The following is a 17,309-nucleotide window of genomic DNA, read 5'->3' as shown; positions in this document are numbered from 1 at the left end:
GTGAATTAAATGAACGATTCATCAAATAGAAAAAAGAAGGTGGGACTTCCTCCAGGGAGTATAATTTATACAGGGGAAGATTCCAACCATAAAATATCTATTGAAGTATTTTCATATAATGACAGTATAATAAAAAAAGAGAATTATAGTGAAGATGATGATTTTGTTTTTGATAAAAATTTTAGAGGAGTTACTTGGGTAAATATAGATGGTATCCATAATATCCCCTTGATAAAAAAAGTGGGAGAAATGTATGATCTAGACAATCTGGTACTTGAAGATCTTGTAAATAGTACACAAAGAGCAAAAGTAGAAGAACGGGAAGATTATCTGTTTATAGTAATGAAGATGCTGAATTTGAATCTTATTTCAAAAGAGATAGGATATGAACAGGTATCTTTTATACTAGGAGAAGATTATCTTCTTACATTTCAGGAAAGTCCAGGGGATATTTTTGATACTATAAGGGCTAGAATAGAGTCCCATAACTCTAAAATGAGAAAGAAAAGTGTTGGATATCTTGCTTATACAATAATAGATACAATAGTTGATAACTATTTTCTTATATTAGATGAAGTGGAATTAGAGATAGATAGATTGGAATCAAAAGTAATAGATAATTCAGATAAAGATGATCTTCAATCTATAATGAATTTGAAACAAAAGGTAACTACTTTAAAAAGATCAATATCACCAATAAGAGAACTTATAGCTAAATTACAATCAAAAGGGCTTACAGAATATTTTAATGATGATATAAAAATATATCTGACAGATTTGTATGACCATGGAATAATTGTATGTGATACATTGGATATACTAAACAGCAGAGTAACTGAACTTGTTCAGCTTTATCATTCCACTATCAGCAATGGAATGAATGAAGTTATGAAAATACTTGCTATTATATCAACAATATTTATGCCATTAAGTTTTTTAGCCAGCTTGTATGGAATGAACTTTAAATATATGCCAGAATTAGAATGGCGTGATGGATATTATGTAATTTTATGTGTCATGTTTATTTTAGTTTTAGGGATGCTTGCATACTTTAAACGAAAAAAATGGTTGTAGTTATTGGAAAAATGCTTTATAATCTAATTAATATCAATGTACTTGGGAGGGATTTATGGGACTGCTATCAATATTCAAAAAAAATAATGATGAGGAATATTTGAAAAAAATCGAAAAGCTGGAAGAAACTCTTACTTCTAAAGAGAATGAAATTTCTAATTTAATTAACGAAATCGAATCTTTGAATAAGTTTACACCAAGGCAATTAGAAGTGTTCGAAAAAAATCTGAAAGAAAATAAAGAGGAAGTTCAAAGACTAAAAGAAATCTTGGATTCTTACTGCATCCCTTACAATACTAAAACAAGATATTCTTATAAAGTTGAAATTGAAAAGTTTTTCTCATCAAGTAAATTTCAAGAATTAAATACAGAACTAAAAGAAAAAGGAATCACATATCTCCAAGAGGTAACTGTAGACATCCTTGATGCTATGCCAAATGATTTAAAAGGTATAGATGAAGGTAAGAAAAAATATCAGGATTATTTAAATAAAAATATTGAATGGGAAATAGTTACTCTTTTGAATAAAGGAGAAAAAATCAGTAAGATATATAGTAAAAGTAGAAAATTTGCTAATATTCTTAGTGAAGGATGCTATGAGTTCATGGAAGATATGAGAGATTATGACTTTGATAGTCTGGTAGATGCAGGATTTACTGCTGAGCAGATAAAAGAATTCAAAGAAAAAAGAGATGAATATTACCTTGAAAAAAGAATAGGTAAATAATCGGAGGACATCATGAAGAATATACTGCTGGGAGTAACTGGCGGAATAGCAGCTTATAAATCAGCGAACATAGTTTCTCTTTTGAAAAAGAAGGGTTACAATGTAAAGGTCATAATGACTAAAAATGCAACTGAAATAATAACACCTCTCACTCTGGAAACTTTGTCTAGAGAAAGAGTTTATGTAAGTATGTGGGATAGAACTCCTCATTTTGAAGTGGAACATATTTCTCTTGCTCAATGGGCAGATGTAGTTCTTGTAGCACCTGCAACATACAATATAGTAGGAAAGATAGCCAATGGAATAGCAGATGATATGCTTTCAACTGTAATTTCTGCAACTAAAAGTCCTGTCTTTTTTGCATTGGCTATGAATGTTAATATGTATGAAAATCCAATTTTATCAGAAAATATAGAGAAATTGAAAAAATATAATTATAATTTTATTGAATCAGATGAAGGATTTTTAGCATGTAATGTAAATGCAAAAGGAAGATTAAAAAATGAGGCTGAAATAGTAGAGATACTAGAAAATTATTTTGAAGAAACAGATAAATATTTAGCTGGTAAAAAAATACTTATTACAGCTGGAAGAACAGAAGAGGCTATAGACCCTGTGAGATATCTTTCTAACAGATCCAGTGGTCAGATGGGATATTCTCTGGCAATAGCAGCACAAAAGCTGGGAGCAGAGGTTATACTTATTTCAGGACCTACAGAACTGGATATACCAAAAGGAATAAAGAAATTTATTCAGGTAAGAAGTGCTCAGGAGATGTATGAAGCTGCTGTAAAAGAATTTGAAACAGTAGATATAGCGATTGCTTGTGCCGCAGTTGCTGATTACAAACCTAAGATATATTCAACAGAGAAGATAAAGAAAAAAGATGAAGATATGACTATTATTCTTGATAGAAATCCTGATATTCTTTATGAAATGGGAAAATTGAAGAAAAATCAGTTCTTAATAGGTTTTGCAGCTGAAACAGAAAATATTGTGGAAAATGCTCTTGGTAAATTAAAGAGAAAGAATCTAGATATGATAGTGGCTAATAATGCTGCTAATATGCAGAAGAAAACTAATGAGATACTTATAATAAAAAGTCAGGAAGAGATGAAAGAGATGCCTGAAAAGGAAAAATCTCAGCTTGCATATGATATATTGAAAGAAATAAAATTGTAAGATATGAAAGGTTGTTTAATTAGCAGCCTTTTTTATTTTTCTATTTTTATTTTATAGTTGATTCAAATTTAATTTTAAAATTAACATTTCAATGCATTGCAATCTGCTGTAATTTGAAAAGACTCTAGCAGGTTAAATTTGCTTTCGAAGGTTTGATAAAATTTTTATTTATCTTTTTAATGATATATTCTTTAAAATTATAAAAAAAGAGGTTCTAAACCCCTTTTAAAATGTCAATATTATTTTCAATATATGTTTTTTCAAAATTCTCTATAGTCATAGGCCCTGTAAAATAAAAACCTTGAACTAAGTTACAACCAATACTTTTTAAAAAATCAACTTGTTCCTTTGTTTCTACTCCTTCACAAAGAAGAGGAATATTAAGTTCTTTACAAAGTGCGACAATTCCTTCAATAAGAATTTTATTTTTTTTAATAATTTCTCCTTTTCCAAAAAATTCTTTATCTAATTTAATAAGATCAAAAGGAATATCCTTCAATAAATTGAGACTTGAATAACCAGAACCAAAATCATCCATTTGGATACTATAACCTAAAGATTTCAATTCATAAATAGCACTGAGGATATCATACATATTATTGCTGAATAAACTTTCAGTCACTTCTAATTCAAAATATTTTCTTTCTATTCCACTGTTTTTTACTATATAATCTAATTGCTGAACAAAATAAGGATTTTTAAAATGTTCTCTGGATACATTTACAGAGATAGGAAACAGATAAAGTCCTTTATTTTTTCTTTCTTTTAGATATTCACATACTTTTTTATATATATAAAAATCTAGTTTTACTATATCCCCAGTTTCTTCCATTAAAGGAATAAAATCACCAGGTGCTAAAGAAGGAGCAGAATCAGAAGTTTCCATACGAGCAAGAGCTTCAGCTCCAATAATTTTATTTGTAAGAATATTTACTTTTGGTTGAAGATAAAAAATAAAATTTTCATTTTTCAAAGCATTTATTATAATTCTTAAATTTTCTTGTTTTGCTAAATAAAGAGCTTTTTTATGATCATCAAAAACTCCACTTTTAGAAACTAGAGAAGGTTTTAAATATTTTCTTACTTCATCAGCTTTACTTATATAAGAAAAGAAGCTTTCATCTTTATTATCTACAGCACACATACCACAAATAAATCCTAGATTGCATTTAGGATGGAAACGAGCCTCATTCTGCAGAAATCCATTACAATCTCTTATAAATTTTTCAGATAACTGTTCTATAGTTACTCCTTCTGGTATAGTAAATAACTCTATAAAATTATCAGCATATACTCGGCAGGCAGTTATATAAAATTCATTTAATTTTATAAAATCAGCAAAGGATCTTAAAAAACGATTTCCCTCTTCTTCATTGTATATTTTATTTAAAGATTTAAAACCAATAATATCAGTATAAAGTACTCCTAATTTTTTTCTTTCATTGTTATTTTTTATGAAACTTTGTGCTTTTTGTGTAAAAGAGTTATAAGTAGGCAAGCCAGATATAGTATCAAATCTTTCTAATTTTTCAATCAAACTTTTTATTTCATCATTTGCCATTAGTTTTGAAAAAAATTCTGAGTCTGACAATTCTTTATTGAACTCCCAAAAACTTTTGACAGATTCAAGAAACTCATTTTCTTTATTTTCAGAGTAAAAAAAATACTGCCAGCCACCAGCAGTTTCAGCATGAAATATAGCACGAATAACTTGCTGGTAGAGAGTTTCAAGTTTAGTATCTTTATTTTTTCTTATTGTTGCTCCAATAGAAATATTTTTATAAATATTTTCATTTTTAGCTGCTATTAGAAAATCTTTCATTACTTTTTCAGTTTCCTCTTTTTCTTCATCAGAGAATACTACTAATTTACCAGATGAAATAAAACCAAAAGTACTTTTTTTAAATAAAGGATATTTTTCTAATAATTTTAAAATATCTTTTTTTAATTCTTTATCATTTTTATAAATAGAACTTTCAACATGTATTACAAATAAAATAGAATGGAGATTTTTTTTATCTTTTTTTAATTCTTTTTCTATTAATTGTTGAAGCTCAAAATCATCATAAAGATACATTTTTTCTCCTTTAAGAAATTTATATATAAATATTTTAATTTTATATTTAAAATAAAAATTTTGATATAATATTCACAAAAAAATTGTATCATAAAATATATTTGAATACAAGAGTGTAATGAATATAGAACGGTCTGAAATTAAATATGGAAGATTCTTTTAAGGCTGAAAATCTAATCTTTTTATGATTTTTTTTGTTATAAAAAACATAAAAATATTGATAAAATAAAGGTGTATAAAGAGGAATTTCTATAAAATATAATCTGTCCAAAAAATTAAAAGTTGACTTAGAGTATACTCTTAGGTATATAATAAAAGGTAATAAAATGTGATAAGGAAGGAATGAGGATGTATAAAATAGTAGAAAAGAAATGGCTAACACCAATCATTTGTTATATGGATATAGAAGCTCCTGATCTGGCAGCGTCAGCTCAACCAGGACAGTTTCTTATCATTAAGACAGATGTTAAGGGAGAACGTATCCCACTGACTATATGTGATTATGACAGAGAAAAAGGAACAGTAACTATTGTTTTTCAAGTACTTGGAGAGAGTACTAAAAAAATGGGAGAATTTGAAAAGGGAGAATATTTTGCTGATGTAGTAGGACCTCTTGGACAGCCAAGCGAGCTTATACATACAGATATAGAAGAATTAAAAAAGAAAAAATATCTCTTTGTAGCAGGAGGAGTAGGAACAGCTCCAGTATATCCACAAGTAAAATGGATGAAGGAAAAAGGGATAGATGCTGATGTAATAATTGGTACAAGAAGCAAAGATACTCTGATATTTGAGGATGAAATGAAAGCTGTATCTGGAAATCTTTATGTATGTACAGATGATGGAACATATGGAAGAAAAGGAATGGTTACAGATGTAATAGATGATCTTTTAAAAGAAGGAAAGCATTATGATCACGCTATTGTAATCGGACCTATGATAATGATGAAGTTTGCATCTAAAAAATGCAGAGAAAACAATATTCCAAATACAGTAAGTCTAAATCCTTTAATGGTAGATGGAACTGGAATGTGTGGAGCATGCAGAGTAACAATAGAGGGAAAAGTTAAATTTGCCTGTGTAGATGGACCGGAATTTGATGGAGATCAGGTAAACTTTGATGAAGCAATGAGAAGGCAGAATATGTACAAAACAGAAGAGGGAAGAAATATTTTAATGATAGAAGATGGAGAAACACATCACAATCCTTCTTGCCCTAATCATGAGATAGTAGTGGATAAAAAGAAAAAAGTACCTGTGAGAGAGCAGGAACCAGATATAAGAAATAAAAACTTTGAGGAAGTATGTTATGGATATAATATGGAAGAGGCTCAGGCAGAAGCTTCAAGATGTATTAATTGTAAAAATCCTCTATGTGTACAGGGATGTCCTGTATCAATAAATATACCAGCTTTTATTCAGAAGATAAAAGAGGGAGATATGTTAGAAGCAGGAAAGATAATAGCTGAATATTCAAATCTTCCAGCAGTATGTGGAAGAGTATGTCCACAGGAAACTCAATGTGAAGGAAAATGTATACTAGGAATAAAAGGTGAGCCTGTATCTATTGGTAAATTAGAGAGATTTGTAGGAGACTGGGTAATAGCAAATGGAATAGAGTATGAAATAAAAGAAAAGAATAATAAGAAAGTTGCAGTCATAGGAGGAGGACCAGCAGGACTTACAGCAGCTGGGGACTTGGCTAAGATGGGATATGATGTAACTATTTATGAAGCGCTTCATAAATTAGGGGGAGTACTCAGCTATGGAATTCCAGAGTTCAGACTTCCAAAGGAAAAAGTAGTAGATAAGGAAATAGAAAACCTATATAAATTGGGAGTAAAAGTAGTAACTAATGCAGTAGTAGGAAGAACCTTTACAATAGATGAACTCTTAGAGAGAAAAGGATTTTCAGCAGTATTTATAGGAAGTGGTGCAGGACTGCCAAGATTTATGAATATACCTGGAGAAAACTATAATGGTGTAATATCAGCAAATGAATTTCTTACAAGGGTAAATCTTATGAGAGCTAATAAATCTGATTATGCAACACCTATAAAAATAGGTAAGAGAGTAATAGTAGTAGGTGGAGGAAACGTTGCTATGGATGCTGCCAGAACTGCTAAGAGGCTGGGAGCAGATACAACAGTAGTCTATAGAAGAGGAGAAGCAGAACTACCAGCTAGAAGAGAAGAGGTAGAACATGCTAAAGAAGAGGGAATTAAATTCCATTTTCTAGTATCGCCTACAGAAGTAGTGGGAGATGAAAAAGGCTGGGTAAAAGAGATCAAATGTATAAGAATGGAGCTTGGAGAACCAGATGAAAGTGGAAGAGCAAAATTTTCACCAATAGAGAACAGCGAATTTATAATAGAAGCAGAAACAGTAATAATGTCACTAGGAACATCTCCAAATCCATTGATAGCTTCAACAACAGAAAACCTTAAAGTCAATAGATGGAAGGGAATAGAAGCAGAAGAGGAAACAGGAAAAACTTCAAGAGAGGGAGTATTTGCAGGAGGAGATGCAGTAACAGGTGCAGCTACAGTAATACTTGCAATGGAAGCAGGAAAAAAAGCAGCAGCTGAGATAGATAATTATTTGAAAAATAAATAAGAAAATCATCTGGAATAAACAGGATAGAGGAACAGCTGATAAAACATAACAAAAAAATAAAATAGATAAATAAAAAAGTACAGAGAGTAAAATCTCTGTATTTTTTTATATTACAAAGAATTTTTTCAGATAACTTCTAAAAGAAAAAATATAAAAAGCTCCTTTGAAGTGGAAAATCTTGAGATTTCAACATAAGAAAAAGAAATAAAAAAAGTTCTCTTTTATACATAAAAGAGAACACTAACTACTTACTTGTTGCTAAAAAAACCTTTAACCCATGCTTTAGATACTTGATATCTATGATAGATAATACCTTAAATTTAATAAAAAGTCAATAGTTGATCTGCAAATAATATTCTTAAAAATTGAAAAATATCCATCAATACTCGTTTATGTATAAATGCGAACATTTATTGAAGAGAATCAGGATATTTTTATACTAATTTGAGAATATTATAATGAGTTTTTACTTTAGAATTGAATTAAATTTCATGGAGGGAAAAGATGATAGAAAAAATTATGAAAGCAGTAAAAAGTGGGAATAAAAAAAGAGGAAGAAATATAACAATAGGAACAGTAGTAGGATTTTTACTTTCGTGCACAGCAGTAATGGGGACAGATGAATATTTGTGGATAAAGAATGATGGGAGTGGAATAAAATTCAATACAGAAAAAACTATGGATAAAGATGGTGTTGATGGAAAGTGGGAAACTGAAAACCCATATGAAAAAAATGAATGGAATGGAAATACTTATACAAATAATATAACATTATCATCAAGTACAATTGATGGAAAAGATAAATATGATTATGAGATAAGTTCTGGATTAAGATTAAGTGGAAATTTAGGAAATTTTAATTTTATAAACAATGGGATGATAATAGCAAGTGGTACTAGTAGTGATGAGAATGGTTTTGGTTATGGAATATATATTTATAATACAGCTGGTGAAGTAGCTATAAAAAATGAAGGGGTAATAAGTGGAACTGGAATTGGAATTGAAAATTATAATAATGTAGGTTATGGCCATGGAATATATATTTCTAGTACAACTGGTGAAGTAGCTATAAAAAATGAAGGAGTAATAAATGGAAGTGGAAGTGAAACTAATCATAATTGTGGTTATGGAATAACTATTTCTGGTACAGCTGGTGAAGTAGCTATAGAAAATGAAGGAGTAATAAATGGTACTGGAAATGGAGGATCTAATAGCGGTTATGGCTATGGTTATGGAATAGAGATTGATACTGTTTCAGGTGGAGCCTCTATAAAAAATGAAGGAGTAATAAGTGGAACTTGGACTGGTAGTAACTCTGGTTATAGTTATAGAATATTTATTAGTAATACAACTGTAGAAAATATAACAAATATAGGGGTTATTTATGGAAAAATTTCTGCTATAGAAAATTCTTTTGGAATATTGAACAATGGAGTAAATTATGGAATACTTGTAAATGGAGATTCTTCAAATGAAGTAGTTGAGGGATTGACAGTTACTCAAGGAACTTCAGGTCAAAATGAGATATCAAACTATGGTCTTATAATCAAAGATGGAGCTATTGATGGAAGTGTAGACACTAATCCTGGATCTTTCCAAATAGAATTTGGAAATGGAACTAAATCAATGACTATTGAAAATAAGAGTGATGTTAATGGAAATGATTCATTTACTGGAAACAAAACAGATTATATATTAAATGTTCTAAAAAATACATATAAAGTTACTGGAACAGAGGATGAAGTTATGGGTTCAATAATCAATGCCTATGGGACAGCAGTTATCTTTGAAGGAGCAGATAAAAAACTTACTCTATCAGGAACAACAGTAAATGGTGGAGCAGATGGAAGTGATGTAGTAGGAGGAGGCGGTAATTCAGATACTTTAATACTGGAAGATGCAAGTATAATCAATGGAAATATAAACATGGGAGCTGAGGTGGATAATCTTTCTCTGAATTCTGGAGTAATAGTTAATGGAACTGTAAAAATGGGAGATGGAAATGATGTTCTTAATATTGTTAGTGGGGGAAGAATAAATGGAACTCTTGATGGAGGAGATGGAATTGATGATATTCTTAATTTTGCTTCACCAATAACAAGAGATGCAGCTAATGGTGGAATAAATATTCATCATAACATATCAGGATTTGAAAAAATGAATATAAATACTAATGTAACCCTATTTGAAAAAACTATTAAAGATGATGGAACATTAGAAGATTTAGCCATAATAGGAGCAGAAAATATAACAATAAAACAAAATGGAGTCCTTACTTTAAGAATAGATTCAACTAATACAGCTAATTTAGGTGGAATAGATAAGATTATAGGTCATGCATTGTATGGAAATACAGGAACTATATCTTCAGAAGGAGGAAAACTACTGCTGGCACTAAATGGAGCAGGAAATGAAAGTGTAATAAATTTTGGCAGTACTGAGTTAGATAACAGCTTAATAACAGGAAGCAGAGGAAATTTTGATACAACATCAAAACTTCATACTGTGGAAAAGCTAAATAATAAAGAAGTAGTAGTTACAGCTAGATGGGATCTGCCTAATTATTTAGAATACCAACAGTTAAATAAAATATATCAAGGTATTGTATCTGTTGAAGATTTAATAGGAAACTTTAATGTAGATAATGATGAAAAATTATCAACATTCTTAGGATATTTAAATGATATATATGCAGGAAATCCATATTCTTATAGTTCTGAATTATCAAGAAAATCTGCTGGAATGTTCAGAGATATAGTAACAGAAAATATTTTTAAGCCAGAAGCAAATAAATGGATTATATATGGTGGGCTGACTCATGTAGATGGAGGAACAAGAGATACTTACTATGGAAAAGGATATTACACATATGACATAGGAAGTTCTGATATGGATGCAGATACTAAGATAACTGGAGCATATATGCTGGGAGAATATGGAGTATCTGATACACTTACTTCTGGAGTAGTGATAGGAGGGAATAAACTTAAATCTGACTTGTCCAACGGCTCAAAAGTAGATGGAAGCGCAATGTATCTAGGAGCTTATGCAAAGAAATATATAGGAAATCTAAAAGTAACAGCAGGAGCAGGATTCCAATATGGAGATTATGATGCAGACAGACTGGCAGTAAACAATGCAGCTTCAAGTACAGGAACACCAGTGATTAAATATCCTGACAACTACAATGATATAACATATGATATTTATTTGAATGGAAGATACTCTCATAATATTGGAGATAACTTATTCCTGGAACCATACGCAACTTTATCATATACATACATAGATCAAGATGGAGCAGATGAAGGGAATCAAACTCTAGCAATAGAAACAGATTCAAAATCATTTGATTACACAGTAGGAAAAATAGGAGTGGACTTGAAGAAAGTTATACCTCATGAAAAAGGAAAGAGTACACTTTCAGCAGGGGTAAGCTATACAAAAATATTAGATGGAGCAGATGAGGAGTTTATCACAGGAAGATTTAAAGGTGGAAGCAACTTTGATATACTGGTTGCTCACAAAAATGAACATAGTATAGGACTAAATGCCAAATATGCGCTGGAACTAGAAAATGGAGTACTGTTTGATGTAAAGGGAACTTATGCAGTAGAAAGAGATTCACATAATGGGGCAGGAAAAAACAAGACTAAAGGTGAATGGATAGTAGGAGCAGGATTAGGATATAAGTTCTAAAGATTATAAAGTGAAAGGCTGGCTGATAGATAACCAGCCTTTTAACAAATAATTACGATATTTTAAAGGAGAAGCTATGACAGAAGGGGAGTTTATAAGATTTTATAAAAAGAGAAATAAAAGCAAAAGTCATAAAGAAGTGAAAGAAAAAATAGACTTATTTTGGAAAGTACTCCAGAAAGCTTTAGATGAAGAGAATAAAATAACATTTAAAGACTGGGGAGTGTTTGAAAAGAAGGCTGTAAAAACTAGAAAAGTAGTAATCCCAATATGGGAGGGGGCAAGATATACCCAGCCGAAAGAAACAATAAAATTCAGAGCAGGACTGGAATTTATTAAGTTAGTTAATAGTGATGGAAATGAATAAAAGAGAACTGGCAAAACTGTATAGAGAAATGATTTTGGAGGAATTTTCAATAGATAAAGCCATAAAAGAGATAGAGGAATTTCTTGAAACACTAAAAGAAGCTGTAATTATAGAAGATGAGGTGAAATTTCCAAAAGAGGAATATTTGAAATATTGGAAAGAAAGCCAAGAATAATATCAAATCCAGTAACAAGAGAACTAATGAAAATCTATCCAAAGAAAATAGTAAGATTTAGAGTATCTAAAAAAATGAAATAATTAATCAAAGAACCTTGTTTATAAATTTATATAAGGTGAGCCACCAGAAAGGACTATCTGTCGCAAATAGATAGTTTTTTTTCATTATGTATTTTTAAAAAATAAAGTAACTTGATAAAATAAAGTTAATGTGGTAAAATAGAAAAAAAGGAAAGAAGAATTTTAGTTTAAAGAACGTAATAAAATTAAAGGACAATATAAAAAATTATTGAGGAGGCTTTTAAATGAAGAATTATGATGCAGTAGTAATAGGATTTGGAAAAGGTGGCAAAACTTTAGCTGGAGAAATGGCAGATAAAGGGTGGAAAGTAGCAGTCATAGAAAAATCAGATAAAATGTATGGTGGAACATGTATAAATGTAGGTTGTATTCCTACTAAATATCTTATAAATGAAGCTGCTAAAAATAAATTTAGAAAGTTAAATTCTTTTGAAGAATATGCAGAAGAATACAAAAATATTATAGAGAACAAAGGAGAATTGATATCACTTTTCAGAAAGAAAAATTTTGATAGTCTTGATGTTAAAGAAAATATAGATATATACACTGGAGAAGGATCTTTTGTAGATGCTAAAACAATTGAAATAAAATCAAAGGAAGAAACTATTCAAATCAAAGGAGATAAAATATTTATAAATACAGGTGCAGAATCTATTATTCCACCTATAAAAGGTTTGAGAGAAAGTAAATATATGTATGACAGTGAAGCTGTAATGGAATTAAAAGAATTACCAGAAAAACTTATAATAATAGGTGGAGGATATATTGGACTGGAATATGCAAATATGTACAATAACTTTGGTTCAGAAGTAGTAGTTCTAGAAGGAAGTCCTTTATTCATAGCTCGTGAAGACAGAGAAATAGCAGATGAAATTAAAAAAGTTATGGAAAGAAAAGGTATAAAATTTGTGTTAGGAGCAAAAGTAACAGAAGTAGAAGAAAATATAGTAAAATATGAAAAAGATGGTACAATAGAAGAAATAGCTGGAAATGCTATCCTTGTAGCAGTTGGAAGAAAACCAAATGTTAAAGGATTAAAATTAGAAAATGCAGGGGTTAAACTTACAGAAAGAGGTGCAATAGCTGTAGATGATTATCTTCATACTTCTGTAGAAGGAATATGGGCAATAGGAGATGTACATGGAGGATTACAGTTTACATATACTTCTCTTGATGATTATCGTATAATTTTTGATGAACTTTTTGGAAATAAAAAATATTCATTAAAAGAAAGAGGTGCAGTTCCATATACTGTATTTATTGAGCCACAATTTTCAAGAGTAGGAATGACAGAAGAAGAAGCTATACAGCAAGGATATAAAGTAAAAACTGCAAAAATGGGAGCAGTAAATCCAAGAATGAAGATATATGGTGATACTGATGGTCTTATAAAAGCAGTAGTAGATGCAGAAACAGGAAAAATATTAGGTGCATCACTATTTTTCAGACAATCAGGAGAGGTTATCAACAGTATAAGTCTTGCAATGATGGCAGAAAAGGATTATACTTTCTTAAGAGATGGAATATTTACTCATCCCACTATGAGTGAAACATTAAATGAACTTTTTAGTTTAATAAAATAAAAAAGGAGAAAAAATGAAAAATCAGTATGAACTGCCATGTAATATAGCACAGACTTTAAATATAATAGGAGACAAATGGACTCTTCTGATTGTTCATGAAATAATGCTTGGAGATAAAAGTTATAATGAAATTTTATCTAAATTAGCAGGAATAGCATCAAATCTTTTGTCTAACAGACTAAAATCTCTAGAAGAAGATGGAATAATTAAAAGTGAGCTATATCAGACACATCCTCCTAGATACAAATATACATTGACAGAAAAAGGAAAAGATTTGGAAGATGTATTTAATAGTATAATTTTATGGGGAAGCAGGCATTTAAATAAATGCTATAAAAAGCTTGTAGCTAAAAAAAGTGGACATAAAGTAGAAATTAGATATTATCTCCCTGAAACAAAAGAATTATTATGTAAAGAGGATGTTGAAGCGAGGGAAATATGCTAAAAATCTAATTTAATGGAAGAATTTCTTTACTAAATCAAAGTGATATGCTATATTATAATCATAGGTTTTTTTAAGTTTTTAAGGCTAAAATTAGCTTAAAGAACAATAACTATTTTCGAGCTTATTAAAATAACCTAAAAAATACAATATAAGAAATACTGATGCTGAAGCTTAATTGAGGAGAGAAAAGTATGCCATTATTTTCAAAGAAAAACAGTTATTACTATGTTAATTCAAATCATCAAATAAAAAATAATGAACTTGAAGAAGTTTTGACATTAGCAGCAGATGGAATAGGAAAATTTGTTCTTAATGATGAGTTGACAATTTTATATTTTAATCAGGGGTTATGTGATCTTGTAGGAGAAAAAGCTGAAAATGTTGAAGAAGTTGGATTTAATAGTAGTTTGTATGTACATAAAGATGATTTAGAATATACAAAAATGGAATTTACAAAGGTAGTAGAATCAAGAAAAAAGAATTTCAAAATGAGTTATAGACTTGTTCATAAAAACGGATATCCTATCCATGTAAAAGTAAATGGTTTTTTTACAGATGAATTGTATGAAGATAAGTACCCTATATTTTATTTGATTTTTACAAATATTTCTTCATTGATACATATGAATCAAGAACTAGAAATGGAGAGAAAACGTTATGCAATGTTTACTGATTTATTATTAGAGAGCTATTTTGAGTATGATATAAAAAATGATGTTTTGAAAATATATGATAATGCTAATTTCTATTTATTTCCAGATAAAGAGATAAGAATGTTCAGTAAACTTATTGGAGATGAAAAATCTTCAATTACTATACAAAATTGTAATTCTTTATATGAATGTATAATGGAAGAAAAGGACTGTGAAAAAGATATAGAATTATTTGTAGATAGTAAAGAAAAAAATTGGTTTCATTTAAAATACCATAGACTTTTAGATTCCGATAATCATTTGTATAAGATAATTGGGTCATATAAAAATATTAATAAAGAAAAAATACTTGAATTAATGCAGAATCAATATAATTATGAATTGAAAAAAAAGGCTGAATATGATATTGTTACAGGACTTTTAAATAGGGCTACTTTGGAAGAACTAGTTACTTTAAATTTAAAAATAGAAATCATGAAAGGAACAAATATTTTTATGATATTTGATGTTGATGATTTTAAAAATATTAATGATACATATGGACATCCATTTGGGGATATAGTTCTGCATAAAATAGGAAATATATTTAAAGAATCATTTCGTTCAGTAGATATTATAGGAAGATTGGGTGGAGATGAATTTGCCATATTTCTTCCACAAATACCATCAATTGAATGGATAACTCAAAAATTAAATGGTGTTCTCCAAAAAGTGAAAAGACTTTCAAAAGAGTTGGAGATAGAAAAAAATATATCTATAAGTATTGGAATTTATGAAATAAAGTTCTCAGAAAGCTTTAAGGATATATTTCTAAAAGCAGATAAAGCGCTGTATCAAGCTAAAAAGAGTGGTAAAAATAGATATGAATTTTATTCAAAATAAATAGGTAAAACCAGATTCTAAAAATAAAGAGTCTGGTTTTTTTATTTTGGTTATTAAAATAATTTTAAGATTTTAGAAATAAAAATTATTTATTAAATAGTTAAGCAACTATCATATTATTCTCGAATACTAAATTTAAAGTTAAAAATTTTTATTGATATATAAAAAAATAGGATTCTTGTACTAAAAAAGAACTATTTTATCCCTTGATAAAAGAAAATAAAATTTCATATTGACATTAAAATGAAAATAATGTATTATAAATAAATCTTAAAAGTCCTATAGTTTATATAGGACTTTTATTATAACACTATTGAAATTCTTAGGGAAAGAGGAGGGAAAATGGACAGCGTATTGCAGGTAGTAAAGAGCATTAATAATGTTCTTTGGAGTTACTTATTGATTTTTTTACTGTGTGGAACAGGAATAATGTTTACAGTGATGCTGAAAGGAGTTCAGGTCACTAGATTTATGGACAGTGTTAGAAGGGTATTTCATAGAGGCTCAAGAAAGGGTCAGGCAGATTCCCAAGGAATGAATTCATTTCAGTCATTGGCTACTGCTGTGGCAGCACAGGTTGGAACTGGAAATCTGGCTGGAGCAGCTACTGCTATAGCAGCAGGAGGACCTGGAGCTATATTCTGGATGTGGGTAACAGCTTTTTTTGGAATGGCAACTATATTTGCTGAAGCTGTTCTTGCTCAGATATACAAAGAGGATATAAATGGAGAAGTGAGAGGTGGACCAGCATTTTATATCAGCAAAGGACTAAAATGTAAAGGTCTGGCAGTATTTTTTTCCATAACTATAATAATTGCTCTTGGGTTTGTAGGAAATATGGTACAGGCAAATTCTATTGGAGAAGCGTTTAATGAAGCATTTGGAATAAATCCCATAATAATGGGAGCTATAACAGTTGTTGTAGCAGGTCTTATATTCAGAGGCGGAGTTAAGCAGATAGCTTCCTTCACAGAAAAAATAGTTCCTTTTATGGCTGTATTGTATATGGTAGGAGGACTATATATACTTCTTTCTAACTTGAGTGGAACTATTCATGGAATAGAAATGATATTTGTAGGAGCATTCAACCCCAGAGCTGCCACAGGAGGACTATTGGGAGTGGGGGTGAAGCAGGCTGTAAGATATGGAGTTGCAAGGGGATTGTTTTCCAATGAAGCAGGAATGGGAAGTACACCTCATGCCCATGCTATAGCCAAAGTCAGGAATCCTATAGATCAAGGTATAGTGGCAATGTTTGGAGTATTTTTTGATACATTTATAATACTTACTATAACTGCTCTTATAATATTATCAAATGTGCCAATAGATGGGAAAATGACAGGAATAACATTAACACAGTTTGCATTTAAACAAGGAATGGGACAATTAGGAACAATATTTGTAGCTGTTGCTCTTCTTTTCTTTGCTTTTTCTACTATTATAGGCTGGTATTTCTTCGGGGAAGCGAATATCAGATATCTTTTTTCCAGTAAGAAAAGTGTGGACATATATTCATATGTGGTTTTAGTTTTCATATTTCTAGGCTGCCTTTTAAAAGTGGAGCTAGTATGGGAACTTGCTGATATGTTCAACGGACTTATGGTACTACCTAATATAATTGCACTTATTGGATTATCTGGTGTAGTTAAAAAAGGACTGGAAGAATATAATAGGAGAGAAGGAGAATTTAAATAGGAAAGAACATTTTACTTTAAGGAATTTTCAATAGTGTGTGAGAAAAAAGAA

At 29.8% G+C, this 17,309-nt stretch carries 11 protein-coding genes and 1 pseudogene; 11 read left to right on the top strand and 1 reads right to left on the bottom strand.

All coding sequences use genetic code 11. From position 1 onward, the window contains the following. Window positions 1-9 precede the first annotated feature (9 nt). From corA to coaBC, 3 genes are read left to right on the top strand one after another with little or no spacing between them, the layout of a single operon-like run. Window positions 10-1,074, top strand: coding sequence for a magnesium/cobalt transporter CorA (gene corA / locus E0E45_RS06935; protein ID WP_130890497.1), 1,065 nt, complete (start codon window positions 10-12; stop codon window positions 1,072-1,074). Window positions 1,075-1,129: 55 nt separating this feature from the next. Further along, entirely contained in the window at window positions 1,130-1,801 is a 672-nt protein-coding gene (locus E0E45_RS06930; RefSeq protein ID WP_130890496.1) for a hypothetical protein, read from the top strand. Between the two features lie 12 nt (window positions 1,802-1,813). Then, a complete protein-coding gene (gene coaBC, locus E0E45_RS06925) occupies window positions 1,814-2,983 on the top strand; it encodes a bifunctional phosphopantothenoylcysteine decarboxylase/phosphopantothenate--cysteine ligase CoaBC (RefSeq protein WP_130890495.1) in 1,170 nt (389 codons plus the stop codon). 214 nt (window positions 2,984-3,197) lie between these two features. Here the strand turns inward: coaBC and E0E45_RS06920 are convergent, their stop codons facing one another. Next, a complete protein-coding gene (locus E0E45_RS06920) occupies window positions 3,198-5,060 on the bottom strand; it encodes an EAL domain-containing protein (RefSeq protein WP_130890494.1) in 1,863 nt (620 codons plus the stop codon). Window positions 5,061-5,408: 348 nt separating this feature from the next. Here E0E45_RS06920 and E0E45_RS06915 point away from each other — a divergent pair, with 348 nt between their 5' ends. The 8 genes and pseudogenes from E0E45_RS06915 to E0E45_RS06880 all read left to right on the top strand — a co-directional run bounded on the left by E0E45_RS06915 (window position 5,409) and on the right by E0E45_RS06880 (window position 17,258). After that, entirely contained in the window at window positions 5,409-7,676 is a 2,268-nt protein-coding gene (locus E0E45_RS06915) for a bifunctional dihydroorotate dehydrogenase B NAD binding subunit/NADPH-dependent glutamate synthase (RefSeq protein ID WP_130890493.1), read from the top strand. Window positions 7,677-8,180: 504 nt separating this feature from the next. Further along, window positions 8,181-11,375 carry an autotransporter outer membrane beta-barrel domain-containing protein gene (locus E0E45_RS06910; protein ID WP_130890492.1) on the top strand — a complete coding sequence of 1,065 codons (3,195 nt, stop codon included), beginning with the start codon at window positions 8,181-8,183 and terminating at the stop codon, window positions 11,373-11,375. Window positions 11,376-11,451: 76 nt separating this feature from the next. Next, window positions 11,452-11,742, top strand: a complete 291-nt coding sequence (locus E0E45_RS06905) for an HU family DNA-binding protein (RefSeq protein WP_130890491.1) — start codon at window positions 11,452-11,454, stop codon at window positions 11,740-11,742. Continuing rightward, window positions 11,735-12,000: pseudogene (locus tag E0E45_RS06900) on the top strand (HU family DNA-binding protein). Before E0E45_RS06905 ends, E0E45_RS06900 begins: the two are co-directional and overlap by 8 nt. Window positions 12,001-12,224: 224 nt before the next feature. Beyond that, window positions 12,225-13,583 (top strand): FAD-dependent oxidoreductase, encoded by a 1,359-nt coding sequence (locus E0E45_RS06895; RefSeq protein ID WP_130890490.1) that lies wholly within the window; start codon window positions 12,225-12,227, stop codon window positions 13,581-13,583. Between the two features lie 13 nt (window positions 13,584-13,596). Then, entirely contained in the window at window positions 13,597-14,028 is a 432-nt protein-coding gene (locus tag E0E45_RS06890; protein ID WP_130890489.1) for a winged helix-turn-helix transcriptional regulator, read from the top strand. Window positions 14,029-14,219: 191 nt separating this feature from the next. Then, complete coding sequence (locus E0E45_RS06885; protein WP_130890488.1) at window positions 14,220-15,563, top strand: sensor domain-containing diguanylate cyclase; 1,344 nt, start codon at window positions 14,220-14,222, stop codon at window positions 15,561-15,563. A gap of 342 nt (window positions 15,564-15,905) precedes the next feature. Then, entirely contained in the window at window positions 15,906-17,258 is a 1,353-nt protein-coding gene (locus E0E45_RS06880; RefSeq protein ID WP_130890487.1) for an alanine/glycine:cation symporter family protein, read from the top strand. Window positions 17,259-17,309: the final 51 nt, after the last annotated feature.

It is taken from the genome of Fusobacterium ulcerans ATCC 49185 (assembly GCF_900683735.1).
In the GTDB taxonomy this organism is placed as follows: domain Bacteria; phylum Fusobacteriota; class Fusobacteriia; order Fusobacteriales; family Fusobacteriaceae; genus Fusobacterium_A; species Fusobacterium_A ulcerans_A.
This window is presented reverse-complemented; position numbering and strand designations above follow the sequence as displayed.